Annotated in this window: 15 protein-coding genes, 1 tRNA gene and 1 pseudogene; 2 read left to right on the top strand and 15 right to left on the bottom strand. The window is 68.7% G+C overall.

What is annotated here, in order from left to right; translation table 11 throughout:
* Positions 1-4 precede the first annotated feature (4 nt).
* A complete protein-coding gene (locus DI269_RS22170; RefSeq protein WP_112139981.1) occupies positions 5-2,092 on the top strand; it encodes an iron ABC transporter permease in 2,088 nt (695 codons plus the stop codon).
* A 93-nt stretch (positions 2,093-2,185) separates the two neighbouring features.
* On the top strand, positions 2,186-3,448 hold the full coding sequence (locus DI269_RS22165; RefSeq protein ID WP_198667632.1) for a phytase: 1,263 nt from the start codon (positions 2,186-2,188) through the stop codon (positions 3,446-3,448).
* 61 nt (positions 3,449-3,509) lie between these two features.
* On the opposite strand, the gene DI269_RS22160 is transcribed toward DI269_RS22165, so the two are convergent.
* The 15 genes and pseudogenes from DI269_RS22160 to DI269_RS22090 form a co-directional block, all read right to left on the bottom strand.
* Entirely contained in the window at positions 3,510-3,866 is a 357-nt protein-coding gene (locus tag DI269_RS22160; RefSeq protein WP_112139934.1) for an Rv3235 family protein, read from the bottom strand.
* 235 nt (positions 3,867-4,101) lie between these two features.
* Positions 4,102-5,139 carry a TRM11 family SAM-dependent methyltransferase gene (locus DI269_RS22155; protein WP_112139932.1) on the bottom strand — a complete coding sequence of 346 codons (1,038 nt, stop codon included), beginning with the start codon at positions 5,137-5,139 and terminating at the stop codon, positions 4,102-4,104.
* 95 nt (positions 5,140-5,234) lie between these two features.
* On the bottom strand, positions 5,235-6,227 hold the full coding sequence (locus tag DI269_RS22150; protein WP_112139929.1) for a hypothetical protein: 993 nt from the start codon (positions 6,225-6,227) through the stop codon (positions 5,235-5,237).
* 4 nt (positions 6,228-6,231) lie between these two features.
* The gene (locus tag DI269_RS22145; protein WP_112139927.1) at positions 6,232-7,287 is read right to left on the bottom strand and encodes a hypothetical protein; all 1,056 of its coding nucleotides are present in this window, start codon (positions 7,285-7,287) and stop codon (positions 6,232-6,234) included.
* A 127-nt stretch (positions 7,288-7,414) separates the two neighbouring features.
* A complete protein-coding gene (locus tag DI269_RS22140) occupies positions 7,415-9,274 on the bottom strand; it encodes a phosphotransferase family protein (RefSeq protein WP_112139924.1) in 1,860 nt (619 codons plus the stop codon).
* A gap of 110 nt (positions 9,275-9,384) precedes the next feature.
* Positions 9,385-10,152, bottom strand: coding sequence for an SMODS-associated NUDIX domain-containing protein (locus DI269_RS22135; protein ID WP_112139922.1), 768 nt, complete (start codon positions 10,150-10,152; stop codon positions 9,385-9,387).
* Positions 10,153-10,288: 136 nt separating this feature from the next.
* A tRNA-Met gene (locus tag DI269_RS22130) sits at positions 10,289-10,365 on the bottom strand.
* 81 nt (positions 10,366-10,446) lie between these two features.
* Positions 10,447-11,346, bottom strand: coding sequence for a GTPase Era (era, locus tag DI269_RS22125; protein ID WP_112139920.1), 900 nt, complete (start codon positions 11,344-11,346; stop codon positions 10,447-10,449).
* Positions 11,339-11,677, bottom strand: coding sequence for a cytidine deaminase (locus DI269_RS22120; RefSeq protein ID WP_112139917.1), 339 nt, complete (start codon positions 11,675-11,677; stop codon positions 11,339-11,341). Before DI269_RS22120 ends, era begins: the two co-directional genes overlap by 8 nt.
* The gene (locus DI269_RS22115) at positions 11,670-12,977 is read right to left on the bottom strand and encodes a hemolysin family protein (protein WP_112139915.1); all 1,308 of its coding nucleotides are present in this window, start codon (positions 12,975-12,977) and stop codon (positions 11,670-11,672) included. Before DI269_RS22115 ends, DI269_RS22120 begins: the two co-directional genes overlap by 8 nt.
* 6 nt (positions 12,978-12,983) lie before the next feature.
* The gene (gene ybeY / locus DI269_RS22110; protein WP_112139913.1) at positions 12,984-13,460 is read right to left on the bottom strand and encodes an rRNA maturation RNase YbeY; all 477 of its coding nucleotides are present in this window, start codon (positions 13,458-13,460) and stop codon (positions 12,984-12,986) included.
* Positions 13,438-14,493 (bottom strand): PhoH family protein, encoded by a 1,056-nt coding sequence (locus DI269_RS22105; RefSeq protein WP_112139911.1) that lies wholly within the window; start codon positions 14,491-14,493, stop codon positions 13,438-13,440. The genes ybeY and DI269_RS22105 overlap by 23 nt, the downstream gene beginning before the upstream one ends.
* A gap of 139 nt (positions 14,494-14,632) precedes the next feature.
* The gene (locus DI269_RS22100) at positions 14,633-14,986 is read right to left on the bottom strand and encodes a histidine triad nucleotide-binding protein (protein ID WP_112139908.1); all 354 of its coding nucleotides are present in this window, start codon (positions 14,984-14,986) and stop codon (positions 14,633-14,635) included.
* Positions 14,987-15,012: 26 nt separating this feature from the next.
* A complete protein-coding gene (locus DI269_RS22095) occupies positions 15,013-15,738 on the bottom strand; it encodes a 16S rRNA (uracil(1498)-N(3))-methyltransferase (protein WP_112139905.1) in 726 nt (241 codons plus the stop codon).
* A gap of 17 nt (positions 15,739-15,755) precedes the next feature.
* Positions 15,756-16,139 (bottom strand): annotated as a pseudogene (locus tag DI269_RS22090) (hypothetical protein); the annotation flags it as partial.

Genomic DNA, 16,139 nt, shown 5'->3' with positions numbered 1-16,139 from the left:
CACCCTGAGCCCGCCGGCGCGACCGGAGGCCCCGGCCCGCAAGGCGCCGCGCCTCGTTCCCACGGTGGCGGTCTTCACCGTCACCGTGGGGGCCCTGGTCGCGCTGGCGGCCCTCCACCTCACGCAGGGCACGTCCGAGGTGGACGCCGGGGACCTGCTGCGGCTGGTCACCGGCAGCGCCGACGAGGGCGTGTGGCACGTCCTCCAAGGCGCCCGGCTGCCGCGCCTGGCCGGGGCGGTGCTCGTCGGGATCGCGCTCGGCGCCTCCGGCATCCTGCTCCAGTCGGTGGCGCGCAACCCGCTCGCCAGCCCGGACACGCTCGCGGTGAACGCCGGGGCGTACCTGGCGGTGACCGCGGTGGCGGCCTTCGGGATCACGCTGCCGTTCCTGTCCGGGATCGGCGTCGCGTTCGCGGGCGCCCTGGCGACCGCGGGCCTGGTGCTCGCACTGTCGGCGGGCGGCGGCGAGTCCGCGACGACCCGCCTGATCCTCGCCGGTTCGGCGACGGCGATGGCCACGAACTCGCTGGTGTCGCTGCTGATCCTGCTGTTCCAGGAGGAGACGACCGGCCTGTTCGCCTGGGGCTCGGGGAGTCTCAACCTGGCCGGGTTCGACTCGATGGCGCAGGCCACGCCGCTGGTGCTGCTGGCGATCCTCACGGCGATGCTCGTGGCTCCGCGCCTGGACCTGCTGCGGCTGGGCGACGACACGGCGTCGAGCCTGGGCGTGCACGTGCGGCGCACCCGCACGGCCGCCGTCCTGTGCTCGCTCCTGCTGGCCGCGTGCGCGGTCGCGGTGGCGGGCCCGATCGGGTTCGTGGGCCTGGCGGCACCGGTCATCGCGCGCCAGATCGCACGGCGCTTCCCGGTCCTGCTGGCGCACCGGGTGCTGATCCCGTTCAGCGCCTTGTGCGGTGCGCTGGTGATCGTCGGCGCCGACCTCGGCGTGCGGGCGATCCTGGGCGCCGACAAGAGCATCGAGATTCCCGTGGGCGTCACGACGACGATCCTCGGCGCGGGCGTCATGGTGTGGCTGGCGCGCTCGGTGACGAGCGCGGGCTCGGAGGACCGCCCGGCGATCCTCCACGGCGCGGCCAACCGCAGCCGCCTGGCGTTCCTGCTGATCGTCGGCGGCCTCGCGGCCGCCTCGATCGGCGCCTTGTTCATCGGGATGCTCTCGGGCGACACGATGCTCCTCGGCGGCGACCTCGTCAACTGGGTCGCGGGCAAGACCGGCGCGAGCTACACGTGGATCATCGAGCAGCGCTACCCGCGCGTCCTCGCCGCGATCCTCGCCGGCGCCGCCCTGGCGTGCGCCGGGACCGTGACGCAGGGGATCCTCCGCAACCCGCTCGCCGAGCCGGGCCTCCTCGGCGTGACCGCGGGCGCCGGGATCGGCGCGGTCACCCTGATCACTTGGGCCCCTTCGTCGGGCGGGTGGGCGATCACCGGTGTGGCGGCCGTGGGCGGACTCGGCGCGTTCGCGCTCGTCTACGCGCTCGCGTGGCGGGGCGGGCTCGACAGGTCGCGCCTGGTCCTGGTCGGCATCGGCGTGTGGTCGATCGGCATGGCCGCGATCACCCTCATCATCCTGGCCTCGGACCCGTGGAACACGCCGAAGGCCATGACCTGGCTGTCCGGGACGACCTACGGTCGCACCGCCGACCGGCTGATCCCGCTCGCCGCCGCGCTCGTGGTGGTGCTGCCGCTGATCATCGCCCACCGCAAGGAGATCGACCTTCTCGCGTTGGACGACGACACACCGAGGACGCTGGGCGTGCGGCTGGAGCGAACCCGCCTGCTGTTGCTGGGAGCGGCAGCGGTCCTGACCGCCGCTGCGGTCGCCGTAGTAGGCGTGATCGGCTTTGTGGGCCTGGTCGCGCCACACCTAGCGCGCGGCCTGGTAGGAAGCCGCCACACAAGAGTGCTGCCCGTATCGATCTTCCTGGGCATCCTCCTGGTCAGCCTCGCGGACACCTTGGGCCGCACGGTGATCGCACCGGCCCAGATCCCGGCCGGACTGGTCTGTTCCCTGATCGGGACGCCGTACTTCGTCTGGCTGCTGTGGCGGACCCGCACCAGGACCGCCTGAGGTTGGCGCGCAGGACGAACGGGATTCACCAGGGGTTCACCGGCAGGGTCGAGGATCGATCCGACCGCTGAACCCCTTCGCATTGGAGACCCCGTGCCGTCCCGCCTCCTCACCCTGACCGCCCTCGGCTCGCTCGCCGCGCTGCTCGCCGCCCCCGCGGCCCAGGCCGCCGCCGACGAGCCGGTGACCGCGATCCTCGAAACCCCCGCCCTCTACGCCGATGACGACGCCGACGCCGACGACCCCGCGATCTGGATCGATCGGGAAGACCCCGAGGACAGCCTCGTCATCACCACCGCGAAAGAGGCCGGCCTCTACGTCTACGACCTCGAAGGCAACGAACTCCAGCACGTCGACCCCCGCCCGGCCCCCGGCGAGGACGACGCCCCCGGGCGCTACAACAACGTCGACCTGATCTCGGACTTCAAGCTCGACGGCGAACGCGTCGACCTCGCCGTGGCTTCCGATCGGGGGATGGACAACCTGGGGATCTTCAAGATCGAGGACGGCGAGCTGGAAGACGTCACCGACCCGGATGCGGGTTGGATCTTCAGCGAAAGCCAAGCGGAGATCAACGAGGAACACACGACATACGGCCTGGCGACGTTCCAAAACCGCTCTGGAGCCTACGTCCTGGTCAGCCGAAACGCCGAATCCGAAGTGGCCCTGCTGAAACTGAAGGCCGAGGGGGAAGAGGTCACCTGGGAGAAAGTGAGAACCCTCAACCTCCCCGCCGACTTCGACCTCCCCAACGGCGAGTCCTGGAAGCCGTGCGACGACACCGGCCAGGACCCCCAGGTCGAGGGCATGGTCGTCGACAAGGCCACCGGCACCGCCTACCTCGGCCAGGAACTCGTCGGCATCTGGAAGATCGGCGCCGACCTCAAGGGCGAACCCGAACTCGTCGACACCGCCATCGAATTCGGCCTCCCCGGCACCTACGACCCCGAGACCGACGAGTGCACGTACGGCCCCAACCCCGGTTACGGCGGCGACTTCATCCACACCGACATCGAGGGCCTCACGATCTACTCCACCGGCCGCGGCAAGGGCTACCTCCTCGCCTCCAGCCAGGGCGACAACACCTACGCCGTCTACGACCTCAAGGGCTCCAACGACTACCTCGGCTCCTTCGCCATCGAATCCGGCGACGTCGACGCCACCCAGCACAGCGACGGCGCCGACGTCGTCAACGCCACCCTCCCCGGCTACCCCGGCGGCCTCCTCGTCGTCCAAGACGGCGACAACACCCCCGAAGGCACCGACGAGTCCAGCACCAACTTCAAGTTCATCGCCTGGCAGGACGTGGCGAAGAACAGCGGCCTCAACCTGAAATCAAACTGCTCCCGCCGCTGACCACTGACAACGAAGAGGCCGCCGAGTGAGAAAACTCGGCGGCCTCGCTGCACATTCGTAACTATAGACGATGGCGGGGGTGGGTCCGGTCGAGGAGTTCGCAGTGGGTGAGGCGCCAGCCGTGCTCGGTGGCGGTGAAGGTGAAGGTCATCGCGAGATGGCTGCGGCCGTTCTCGACCATGGCGACGACCTCGGCGGTGGCGGCCGTGGGGAAGGTCGCGCGGCGGACCCGGACCTGGCGGAAGTGCCCGGGAACGCGGCGGCGGACCCGCACGAAGGACGCCCAACCCTCAGGCGTCGCAAAGAGCCTGGCTTCGGCGGCGGACTTGCGGCCGGTCAGCACGTTCAGGAAGTAGCAGGAGTAGCTGACGGCCTGACGCGGGTTTGGGGCGGTCGCGATGTCATTGCGGCAGTTCATGATTGTCCCAATCGCTCGGTGGGGAACGGTTGGAAGGAAATCTAGAGGTGACGTTGAGTGAAGTCAACAACACCAATAGTGATCAGAGTTGCGTCACCGTTCAAAAACTGTCGACCCTGAACGAGGAGCATCGACTCAGAGCCAGCTCGTAAAGGACACAAACCAACCGGTTAACTCCTCAATCTGCCGAACCCTACAAAAATCAGCAATCTGGCTTCAGCGTGTCGCCCAGCCGTCAACGCGGGAGGCGAGCAACGATCAGGTCCCGGTTGATCGCGTGGTCGACGCGGTGCTCGAAGTCGAGATACGGTGCGGCGTCCATGACCTCAAGACCCGAGGCCTCCAGCATCTCCGCCAGCGCCGTCCGCTCGGTCGTGTACGTGTTCCACGACAACCCGATCGCCCCGCCCGGCCGCAGCAGCTCGGCCCACACCGGGATGGCGGCCTCCAGCAGCTCGGTCGGCCGGCGCGACAGCGCCCGCGAGTCCCTGACCGCCGCGTGCTGCACCCCGTACGGGGCATCGGTGACGATCAGATCGAAGAACCGCTTCCGGAAGACTTCCCCGCTCCGCAGCGTGTCCGCGTTGACGATCTCCAGGACCTGCGCCTCTCCGGCCCGGTGCAGCTCCTTCGTCGCGGAGAACTCGACCCGCGTCTGCTGCCCCACGCCCTTCCCGTCGCGCTTCACCCGGCTCGTCATCGCCTTGTGCTTGAGCCGCTTGTCCTTCAACCACCTTTGGATGAACGCCCCGTACGCCTCGAAGTCCCGCTTGTCGACCTCGACCCCGAACCCGTCGTACCCGTACATCGCTGCCTGATTGAGCGTGGTCCCCCGCCCGCACATCGGGTCGAGAACCCGCAGCCCACCGCCCAGGATCCGTTCGGCATCGAAGACACTCGCCGCGGTGACGTTCAGCAACAGCTTCGTGAACTGCTCGTTCGTCTTCCCCACGTACTTCAGGATCGACACCAGGTCGTCGTCGTACCGGTCCATCCGCTGCACCGGGATCGGCTCCAGCATCGTCCCGTGCACCTCGAAAAGCGCGAACAGCGACGACACGTTCGACAGCAGCCGCAGATCCCGCCCGCTCAACCCCTCGGCCCGGAACCCCAGGTACGGCACCCCGCCGAACACCCGCTCCTCAAGCCCCTCAACCGCCCCGTCCAGCGCCCGAAGCCCCAGCACGGCAATCTCACTCGCGGCCATCCGCCCGGCGTTCCGGGCGTACACGCGGTTGGCGGAAGGGGCGATCAGCATGGCGTACTGCTGCATTCTCGGTGTTCCTTGCGGTCTTCACGGGCGGGCACGATCGCGGCCTCGCGGTTGAGGCCGTCGCCATGATACTGCCGCAGGCGGGAGCGGGGACGTCAGCTTTCGATGAACGGTCGCCTCGGCTTCTCGCGGGCGACGATGTCGAGGTCGGGGCGGAACTGCTCGGGCCGGAACCTGGACCCGGGGCCGGTCACGGCGGCCACGAACTGGTACTCGTCCATCTCCAGGAGGCGCTCGGTGGTGCCGCCGCAGTGGTCGAAGTACCAGGGCATGACCTCCTCTTGGAGCAGCCGGGCGTGGCAGACCATGTCGTTGTTGATCGGGAAGACGTTCTTGCGCATGAAGGTGGCCCTGAGGTGGCGGGATATGGCCATGATGCCGTCGAAGTCGGGCGGCAGGCCGTCCTGGAAGTGGGCTTTGAGGAACCGCTCGATCAGGTCGCGGAAGAGGGTGTGGACTCGTTTGCTGAACTCCGCGGCGACGGCGGCCCGGGCCTGGTGGAACTGCTCGGCGAGTTCTCGGCACTCGCCGTAGAAGTCGTCGTCGGTGAGCGAGTACCCGACGAGGTCGTCGACCTGCTCCGGGATGAGCTCGGGGTGGACGTTCAGGCCGATGACCGCGAAGAGGGGGTCCTCGACCAGGCCGGTGATGATGTCGGCGAGCAGGACGACCCGCGCCGCCTCGGAGATCCGGGCCGGGTCCTTCGCGTTGATGCCCTTGAGGTCCTTGAGTTCGGCGGGGGTGAACCCGGACTCGGGTCCGAAGTACGCGTCGATGTCGGCGACCTGGTCGAACCGGTCGCGTTCGCTGTTGTGGGCGAACGGCCACCGGTTGAGGTCGTGGGCCCAGGCGAGGCGCTCGACCGCGCGGACGTCGATCGACCGGTCGAGTTCGACGAGGATCTGCGCGACCTCGACCACGCGCTGCACGTGCCAGAGCCGCGCGAAGAACGCCGTCCGCCAGTCGGCCTCTTCGCCGTACACGGTGACGAAGCCGGTGATGCGGCGCAGGCGCAGGACCCGCTCGGACAGCCAGGCGGGGAGGGAGAAGGGGAGCCGGATAGCCTCGATCGGCAGAAAGTACGACATCTTCTCAGGCTTTCTTCTTGGAGTAGATGGTGACGAACGGGCCCTGCCAGGCCTTGCTCGGTGCGATCGATCCGGCGCGGATCGAGTATCTTCCCTCGGCCGCGTGCAGGACGACGTTGAAGTCGAATTCGGATATGTCCGTGTGTATGTGGATCGACCTGCCCGCGACGTCGTAGCCGACGTCGCCGGCTTCGAGTCCGAGGAATTTCGCCACCTCGCCCGCGAAGGTCCGGATGCCGTCGCAGTCGATCAGGTCGACGCGCATCGAGTCGCAAAGACCGCGTTGCGAGACCGGGCACGAGCACGGGAGGCAGTGCTCCTGTGCGGCGGCGCCGGCCCAGGTGCCGAGCTGCTCGGGCCGGGATTCGGCCAGGGCGATGGCGCACGAGGTGTGCCGGTAGACCGGGTAGTCGAGTTCGTGTGCAGTTGTTCGGATGTCGTGCCAGGAGGCGAGGTCGAAGACCTCGCCGGCGGCGCCGTCCTCGAAGGTCGAGGGCAGCTCCTCGTGCAGTCGGACGTCGTCCACGGGCGTACCGGGCCCCCGCGCCATTCCGATGACCACCGAGCAGCGCATGCCGGAGTCCTTGAGCCGTTCGATGATCCGCGGCCGCTCGCCTAACGGGGGAACGAGTTCGCGGACGAACGGCCGCCAGAAGTGCGCGGCGTTCTGGTTCTCGGCGGCCGCGACCAGCTCCGCGTTGGCGATGGTCGTGTCGAAGTCGGCGACCGGGCCGGTTTCGAGCCTCCCCTGCTTCAGGAAGGCGAAGGACTGGCTGAAGAACCACAGCACGGGCCATCCGAAACCGTCGACGGTCTTGACGGTCTCCTCGTCGAGGGCCGACTTCGTTATGAAAACGAGCAAGCGGGGCGGGAGGACACTGGTGATCCGGTCCAATATCGCCGGGACCGCGCGGCGGTTCTCCCGGGTCATGAACATGTCCGTGTAGTTGCCCAGGCAGATCGGGGTCCTGTCGGTGTCCGGATCGATGAGTTCCGAACGCCGCCCGTAGAGGTAGCTCCGGAGCCGGTCTCCCGTGCTTTCGATGTCGACTCGCTGCATAGGCTTCCTCGCCTTGTATCGCAGGGGCCCGAGATAGCAGTATGCGCAGTCGGCGGGGCAGCCGATGACGGGATCGAGACTAATCCAAGTGTCGTGTTCTGCGACAACGCGCGGTTCGCGGCTGCGGCTACCGGTCGCCATCGTGGCTCCAGAGGTCTGCGAAGGAGCGGCTCACCCGTTTGAGGGCGTCCGCATCCGTGTCGAGAATGGACACGTCGTCGGAGTTGCGCCACACGAAGTCGAAGGTCTCATCGAGCAGTCGTCCGCTGTGCGCGCCCGAGGCGCCGAATTCGAGTTCGAAGGAGTCGAAGAGGTAGCGCTCCCGCTCCAGGCGCGGCGTCCGGAAGTACGGCTCGTAGAACAGGGTCTCGCTGGTGAGCAGGACGGTCGCGTCGAACCCGAAGCGCGCCAGCCGGAGTTCGATGCGCTGCGGGAACTCCTCCCGGAGCAGCCCGTAGCCGCGGATGCTCTCCATCGTCTTCTGCTTCAGGACCTCGCTGCGCCCGTACTGCCAGTCCTCGATGCGGTCGTAGCTGGCCGAGAGCCCGAGGTATTCGGGCAGCAGCGGGTTGTAGATGACCGCGCGGAAGCTGCCGCCCTGTTCGAGCAGGCTGCGGACCTCGCTGCGGAACTCGCCGCGGGTGCACAGGTAGGAGTAGCCGGTCTCGGCCATGAGGCGGACGGTGGAGATCCGCTCGCGGTCGACCGCGAGCGCGGCCTTCTTCGCGTCGTTGCGGGCCTTGTTGACGAGCGATTCGGACCCGCGGGTCGGCACGTAGACCGCGCGGCAGTTCAGTGTGGACACCAGGGTCTGCGGGGCGGTGGAGACCAGCGAGAAGTCGAGCACGGACTGGCCCGAGAGGCGCTGCCGGAGGGCGCAGATGACGTAGATGAGGGCGGGCTTGTCGACATTCGTCCACAGTGTCCGGCGCAGGCACTCCCGGAGGAGGAACCAGCGGTACATGACCAGGGCGCCGGGCTGGAGGATCAGGGAGAGCGCCTGCGCCATCGCCTGGCGCCAGAGCTTGAGGCACTTGAGGCTGCGGTCCTCCACCGGTTCGCTGCCGAGGTTCAGCTCGTCCTTGAGCAGGTAGCTGACGATCTGGAGCAGGCGCGCGCGGTCGATCTCGTCCGTGCCCTCGACCTTCGGGACCGCTTTGAACAGCAGGTCGAGCTCGAAGCGGGCGAAGTCCTCGAACACGTGCCCGTGCCGGCCGTTCGCGAAGTCGATGATCTCCACCGTGGAGTGGACCCGGTCGACGATGATGTTGGCGAACCGGGCGTCGCCGTGCAGCTGCCGGTCGTCCAGGACCGGTGCGACCGTGACCTGGGCGATCCAGTGCTCCCACCACTCCATGAAGCCGCGGAGCTCGTCGAGCTCGGGGCAGAAGGACTGGGCGGTGCTGATCACCGCGGACACCCCGGACTCCCACGGCACGGGAGGGACGAAGTCGGACAGCGGCCGCGCCTGGGCCGAGCCGCCGAGCTGGCGCTCCTTGCCGAGGATCTTGGCGGTCTCCCTGAAGCACTCGCTGACGCTGTCGTCCGCGGGGGCCGCGTCGCGGTCGGCGTCCCACAGGTACTCGTTGAGGAACTTCTCGAAGTCCCCGAAATGCGCGAGCTCGGTGAAAGTGCGGCCGCCGATGTACCGGTAGACGATGGCCGACCACCGCACCCTGCGGCTGTCGAAGTCGATCTCCATCGGACCGTGGATCCCTTCGAGCCCGTGCTCGCGCAGCCACGGGTCCTCCCCCACGTAGTCGAGCCGGTTCGCGTGCTCCCGCTCGATGTCCTCGCTCGGCCCGGCCTTGATCACCACCTGGTCGAGGTCCTTATGGGAGCAGAGCGCGGAGACGGCGCCGCTGAATCCGGTGTCGAAGAGGCGCACGCTCAGCTCTTCAAGTCCGAGTCGGCGGCGCAGGACCTGCGTGATCACGAATCTGATGTCGCCGTTCGCGATCGTCGCGTGCTTTCCGGAGATGTGCAAGAGGGGCCTCCCGAATCGTTCGCGGGGATCGGGTGAGCAGCCATTGTCGCACAGAAACCAACGCGGTGGCAGTCCGTGATTCCATGCGATACAACGGAATCAGACCCGACTCATCCTGCCATTCTGGGCGGGTCCTGTCGCAGCTTGCGATTGCGAATCAGATAGCACGTCTGCGACCCCAGCATCGAGAATTCATGGCGCCCGTGATTGATGTCGTCGGGGCTCACCAGCAGCAGTCCGCTTTCACCGGCCTCGCCCGCGATTCGGATGTCGTTCACGAATTCAAGCGCGCCTTCGCTTTCAAGATCCAAATCGTGGACCTCGATATGCCTGAGCTGCCGGTACCCCCATCCGGGCACTTTCCGCGGCGCCTCGACGATCCGCCGGACCGGCCTGAAGTTCAGATTCGGCACGTACTCGGCGAATTCCATCAAGCCGATCTCCGAAAGCTCCTCCACCAGTTCGCGCCGAAGGCATTCACTCGACGATTCACGGTCGTTCCCCGACGAGATCCAGTGCAGGAACCCGCCGATCGACACCGCCGGAATGAACCCCCGGAGGTCGCGGTACGCGGACTTCGGGTCCTGCGGCTGCCGCTCCTCCTCGAACTGGAACCGGTCCAGCACCGCCCGCGCCGACTCCCGGAACTTGAACACCCCGCCCGGCGGCCCGTACGTCCCCGGCGTCCGCTTGGTCTGGAACACCACGAACCGGCCGTCGATCTCCATCCGCAGCAGCGCCGCGACCGACACCCGCACTCTGGCCCGCAGCAGTAACGTGTACGCCCACGCGACCACATGATCCCGGTGGTCCCACGACTTCGCAGCGGCCCAGATGATGATCGTGGCCGCCACACTCGACACGATGCCGGCGATCAAGGCACTGGTCCTTCAAGACATGGGGGGTGACTCGCACCTCAGGGTAACAGCTCAACCACGCCCCGACCGCCCCCGAAAAACCCGCCGAAAACGCCAATGGGCCGGATTCCGAAGAATCCGACCCATTGTCCTTACGTGGTAGCGGGAGGCGGATTTGAACCACCGACCTCCAGGTTATGAGCCTGGCGAGCTACCGAGCTGCTCTATCCCGCGTCGTATGTTTTAAGAGTACATGACGCGGGGGTGACCATCCACGGCGGGTCCGGTGAGCGCCGTCACGGGTGGTTTGACCGGTTAGAAGCCGAGGCGTTCGAGCATCTTGGGATCCTTCTGCCAGTCCTTGGCGACGCGGACGTGGAGGTCGAGGTAGACGCGGCCGCCGATGAGCTGGGCGATGCCCTTGCGGGCCTTGGTGCCGACGCGCTTGAGGCGGTCGCCGCCCTTGCCGATGACGATGCCCTTCTGGGAGTCGCGCTCGACGTAGATCTCGGCCCAGATCTTCTTGCGGGGGCCGCCGTCGGAGTCCTCGTCCTCGACGTCCTCGATGACGACGGCGAGGGAGTGGGGCAGCTCGTCGCGGACGCCTTCGAGGGCGGCCTCGCGGATGAGCTCGGCCATCATGACCCGCTCGGGCTCTTCGGAGATCATGCCGTCCGGGTAGAGCTGCGGCGACTCGGGCAGGTGGCCCGAGAGGACGCCGACGAGCTCTTCGAGGTTGTCGCCGGTCTTGGCCGAGACGGGCACGATGTCGGCGAACTCGCCGAGGGCCGCGACGTTGGTGAGGTGGCGGACCAGGGCGTCCTTGGAGACGAGGTCGATCTTGGTGACGACCGCGACGACCTTGGCGCCGAGCTTGGCGATCTCGCCGGTGATGAACTTGTCGCCGGGGCCGGGCTTCTCGTTGGCGGGCAGGCACAGGCCGATGACGTCGACCTCGGACCAGGTCTGGCGGACCAGGTCGTTCAGGCGCTCGCCCAGGAGCGTGCGCGGCCGGTGGAGGCCGGGCGTGTCCACGAGGATGAGCTGGGAGTCCGGGCGGTGCAGGATCGCGCGGACCACGTGCCGGGTGGTCTGGGGCCGGTTCGAGGTGATGGCGATCTTCTGGCCCATGATCGCGTTCGTGAGCGTGGACTTGCCGGCGTTCGGGCGGCCCACAAAGCAGGCGAAGCCTGCACGGAAATCGTTGCTAGGCAAGACGGTTCACCTCTTTACGGTTGACGGTGTAGGCGAGCACGTCCGCGGTGATCTCTCTCGCGGCTTTGAGGCCCTCCTCGTCGGACTCGGCGCCGAAGACCACCACGGCTTCGAGCTTGTCGGAGCCGGCGGCGTAGGCCTGCGCGACGGCGGCCTGGAGGGCCGTCAGCCGGAGCGACGGGAGTTCGACCGCCGCCGAGGCGTAGGTGCGGCCGATGCCGTCGCGAACGGCCGCGCCGGTGGTCCGCTGGACCCGTCCGGCGGCCCCGCGGGCCAGCGTGACGAGTTTCGCGTCCTCGGCGTCGAGGTCGTCGACGTGCAGGTCAGACATTGATTTCGTGCCTTTCGTCGGTTGCGGTCGCGGCTTCCGGAGTGTCGTCGTCGGCCTCGGGAAGGCGCGCGACGCGGACCGTCTCGATGCGGTTGCGCCGGCCCACGGTGCCCTCGGCGGTGAGCTCCAGGCCCGCGAGGCGGGCCCGGTCGCCCGCGAGCGGGACCTTGCCGAGCTCGGCGGCAAGCAGGCCGGCGACGGTGTCGACGTCGACCTCGGGCAGGTCCACCTCGAAGAGCTCGGCGAGGTCCTCCACGGAGAGCCGGGCGGTGACGCGCGCGGTGCGGTCGTCGAGCCAGGCGACGGGCGGGAGCTCCTGGTCGTACTCGTCGGTGATCTCGCCGACGATCTCCTCCAGGATGTCCTCGATGGTGACGAGGCCGGCGGTGCCGCCGTACTCGTCGACGACGCCCGCGATGTGGATGCGGGCGGTCTGCATCTCGCGCAGCAGGTCGTCCACGGGCTTGGAGTCCGGGACGATCGAGACGGCGCGCATGACCTCGCCCACGGGCGGGTTCGCGCCGTCGTCGAGGCGCACCAGGTCCTTGAGGTAGACGACGCCGCGCAGGTCGTCGAGGTCCTCGCCGACCACGGGGATGCGCGAGAAGCCGGAGCGGAGCGCGACCTGCTTGGCCTCGTCCGCGGGCGTCTCCGCGCTCACCCACACCATCGCGGTGCGCGGCACCATGACCTCGCGGACCACGGTGTCGCCCAAGGCGAACACCGAGGCGATCATGTCGCGCTCGTCGTGGTCGACGGTGCCCTGGGCCTCGGCGGCGTCGACCATCTCGCGGATCTCGATCTCCGAGGTCGCGAACGGGCCCTCGCGGAAGCCCTTGCCGGGCGTGAGCGCGTTGCCGAGGAGGATGAGGACCTTCGCGAGCGGCCCCAGCGCGGTGCCGAGCATCGACACGGGGCCCGCGACGGCGAGCGCGATCGGGTAGGCGTGCTGGCGCCCGAGCGTGCGCGGGTTGACCCCGATCGCGACGAACGACACGACGGTCATGACCGCGGCCGAGACGACGACCGCGGTCCACGAGTCGTCCCAGGTGTGGAACGCCAGGACCGCGACGATCGAGACCGCCGCGGCCTCGCACGCGAGGCGCAGCAGGATCAGCAGGTTGAGGTGCCTGGGGAGGTCCTCGGTGATCCGCACCAGCGACTCGGCGCCGCGGCGGCGCTCGCCCGCGAGCTCGGCCACGCGGGCCGGGGAGATCGCGGTGAGGGCAGAGTCGACCATGGCGGCGGCCCCGGCGACGACGGTGAGCGCGACGGCGGCTGCCAGCAGGGTGTACGGCATCGGGGCCTAACTCTCCGCCGGGGCGGCAGTGCGTTTGGCGCGCCAGGAGTCGAGCAGCCGGTTCTGGAGGCCGAACATCTCCTTGGCCTGCTCCGGTTCGGCGTGGTCGTAGCCGAGGATGTGGAGCACCCCGTGGACGGTAAGCATGTGCAGCTCGTCCGCGGTCGAGTGCCCGGCGTCCTTGGCCTGGGCCTCGGCCACCTCCGGGGAGAGGACGAGGTCGCCGAGGATGGGCGTGCCCGGCTCAGAGGAGTCGGGGCGGCCGGGCATCGCGTCGTCCATCGGGAACGACAGGACGTCGGTCGGCCCGGTGCCGCCCATCCAGCGCTTGTTGAGCTCGGTCATGTGCTCGATGTCGACGATGAGGATCGAGAGCTCGGCGAGCGGGTTCACACCCATTTCGAGCAGTGCGAAGTCGGAGACGGCGCGGATGCCCGACTCGTCGACCTCGCGGCCGGACTCATTGATGATCTCGATGCCCACGGTTCCCTCGATGCCCTTTCCCGGCGGGTCCGCGATGGTCTTCCTTCGCGGCGTCCCACTTCTCGTAGGCGTTCACGATATCGCTGACGAGACGGTGACGGACGACGTCTTCCGCCCGGAGCGTGGCGAAGTGCACGTCCTCGACGCCTTCGAGGATGTCGCGGACCACGCGCAGCCCGGAGGTGGTGTTGTTCGGCAGGTCGACCTGGGTGATGTCGCCGGTGACGACGATCTTCGAGCCGAAGCCGAGGCGGGTGAGGAACATCTTCATCTGCTCGGGCGTGGTGTTCTGCGCCTCGTCGAGGATGATGAACGCGTCGTTGAGGGTGCGCCCGCGCATGAACGCGAGCGGCGCGACCTCGATCGTGCCCGACTCCATGAGCTTCGGGATCGAGCCCGGGTCGATCATGTCGTGCAGCGCGTCGTACAGCGGGCGCAGGTACGGGTCGATCTTCTCGAACAGCGTGCCGGGCAGGAACCCGAGCCGCTCGCCGGCCTCCACCGCGGGGCGGGTGAGGATGATCCGGGTGATCTCCTTGGACTGGAGCGCCTGCACGGCCTTGGCCATCGCGAGGTAGGTCTTGCCGGTGCCGGCGGGGCCGATGCCGAAGACGATCGTGTTGTTGTCGATCGCCTCGACGTACTGCTTCTGCCCGATGGTCTTGGGGCGGATCGCCTTGCCGCGCTTGGAGACGATGTTCTGCGTGAGCACGTCGACGGGGCGCTCGCCGGGCGCGGAGTTGAGCATGTTCTCGGTGCGCCGGATGATGTCGGGGTCGACGGTCTCGCCGTTCTCGATCAAGGCGAGCAGCTCCTTCACGAGTCGTTCGGCGGCGCGCGGCGCGCCGTTGAGGCCGGTGAGGGTGATGGTGTCCCCGCGCACGTGCAGGTCGACGCCGGGGAAGCGGCGCTCGATGAAGCGGAGGTTCTCGTCGGCGCGGCCCAGCAGGGCCATGAGCGAGCTCTGGTCGCCGACGGTGATCGTGGAGGTGATCGTCGAGGTCTTCTGGACGTTGTCAGAGCGGTCGGTCATAGGCTTCGCCGCGAGGGCTGTTCGCCACCTGCTTCCCCAAAGAGATTTCAAGCGGCCTTCGCGGCCGCCGGTTCCATGCCCCAATCGTAGTTCCTGGCTGCGACAAGGGACAACGAGTAATCGAGGCGGCGGTGTGATTTCAGGCCGAAACCATCGGTCCGAGCGGTTTTCCGCCGACGACGTGGAAGTGCACGTGGAACACGTCCTGGCCGCTGTGCGGGCCGGTGTTGGCGATGAGCCGCCAGCCGGTCCCGTCGATCCCCTCGGCGGCGGCGACCTCGGCTGCCGCGGCGACGACCTCGCCGGTCAGGGCCGGGTCGGCCTTCGCGACCTCGGCGGCGTTCGCGTAGTGGTCCTTGGGGATGACCAGCACGTGCGTGGGCGCCTTGGGGTAGAGGTCGCGGAAGGCGAGGACCCGCTCGGTCTCCAGGACCTTGGTCGAGGGGATGTCCCCGGCGACGATCTTGCAGAAGATGCAGTCGGTGTCGGTCATTCGACGATCTTAGGAGGCAGGGCTCGCTACCAGCGGCCGAGGCGGGCCTGGAGCACCGCGAGGGCGGCCGGGCCGGCGGTGGAGGTGCGCAGGACCGTGTCGCCGAGGCGGACCGGCTCGCCGAACTCGCCCAAGGCGGCGAGCTCGTCGGGGCTGATGGAGCCTTCGGGGCCGATGACGAGGGCGATCTCGCCGGTCGCGGCGAGGTCGACCCGGGAGAGCGGGAGGGTCGCCTCCTCGTGGAGGACGAGGACCTGCGCGGCCTGGCGCAGGCGCTGCACGAGCTGCTTGGTGGTGTGGAGCTCGGCGACGTGCGCGAGGTGGGCGCGGCGGGCCTGCTTGGAGGCCTCGCGGGCGGTGGCCTCCCACTTGGCGCGGGCCTTGTCGCCGCGCGGGCCCTTCCACTGGACGATGGATCGCGAAGCGGCCCACGGGATCACTTCGTCGACGCCGATCTCGGTGAGCATCTGCACGGCGCGCTCGCCGCGGTCGCCCTTGGGGAGGGCCTGGACGACGGTGAGCTTCGGGTCGGGGTCGGGGAGCGTGCGCCGGTCGAGGACCTCCAGGCGCAGGAGGCCGCGCTCGGCGTGCACGACGCGCGCGGAGGCGACGCCGCCGGCGCCGTCGGCGAGCAGCAGCGTCTCGCCGGGCTGGAGGCGCTGCACGTCGGCGGCGTGGTGCCCTTCGGGGCCGTCAAGGGTGAAAGCGCCGCCGTCCGGGAGGGCGTCGACGAGGAAGACCGGATCGCTCACCGGGACAGCCTAGGCGGTCAGCGGGTGAAGTCGACGGCGCGTTCCCAGCGGAGGCGGCCGGTGATCTTGCGGTAGAGGCCGGCGTCGCCGAGGCGGCCGAAGGAGTGCGCGAAGCGGCCCTTCGGGAGGTGGTACGGGACGAGGTCGACGTAGCCGTCCTTGTCGGCGGTCGGATCCCAGCGGTTCGCCGGGACCGGAACGCGCCATTCCGCTTCGCGCGGGGCCTGCGTGGTGCATTTGAGGACCCAGTACCCGCGCCCGGAGTAGCCGATGACGAGGACGGGGCGCTCCTTGGAGCGGTGCGGCTCGTCCTCGAAGGGCACGTCGGCCTTCCAGCGCTCGCCGGTCTGCGGGCCGCCGGCGGGCGGGGGCGCGTCGAGGCGCGGGCCGCCCGGGGCGGT

This window comes from Glycomyces dulcitolivorans, assembly GCF_003265355.1.
Classification (GTDB): Bacteria; Actinomycetota; Actinomycetes; order Mycobacteriales; family Micromonosporaceae; genus Glycomyces; species Glycomyces dulcitolivorans.
This window is presented reverse-complemented; position numbering and strand designations above follow the sequence as displayed.

Bases quoted from the DNA above. Each gene is read 5' to 3' on its own strand.
- DI269_RS22160 (WP_112139934.1), bottom strand. From the start codon at position 3,866: ATGAACTGCCGCAATGACATCGCGACCGCCCCAAACCCGCGTCAGGCC.
- DI269_RS22155 (WP_112139932.1), bottom strand. From the start codon at position 5,139: ATGCAGCAGTACGCCATGCTGATCGCCCCTTCCGCCAACCGCGTGTAC.
- DI269_RS22150 (WP_112139929.1), bottom strand. From the start codon at position 6,227: ATGTCGTACTTTCTGCCGATCGAGGCTATCCGGCTCCCCTTCTCCCTC.
- DI269_RS22145 (WP_112139927.1), bottom strand. From the start codon at position 7,287: ATGCAGCGAGTCGACATCGAAAGCACGGGAGACCGGCTCCGGAGCTAC.
- DI269_RS22120 (WP_112139917.1), bottom strand. From the start codon at position 11,677: ATGTCTGACCTGCACGTCGACGACCTCGACGCCGAGGACGCGAAACTC.
- DI269_RS22115 (WP_112139915.1), bottom strand. From the start codon at position 12,977: ATGCCGTACACCCTGCTGGCAGCCGCCGTCGCGCTCACCGTCGTCGCC.
- DI269_RS22105 (WP_112139911.1), bottom strand. From the start codon at position 14,493: ATGACCGACCGCTCTGACAACGTCCAGAAGACCTCGACGATCACCTCC.
- DI269_RS22100 (WP_112139908.1), bottom strand. From the start codon at position 14,986: ATGACCGACACCGACTGCATCTTCTGCAAGATCGTCGCCGGGGACATC.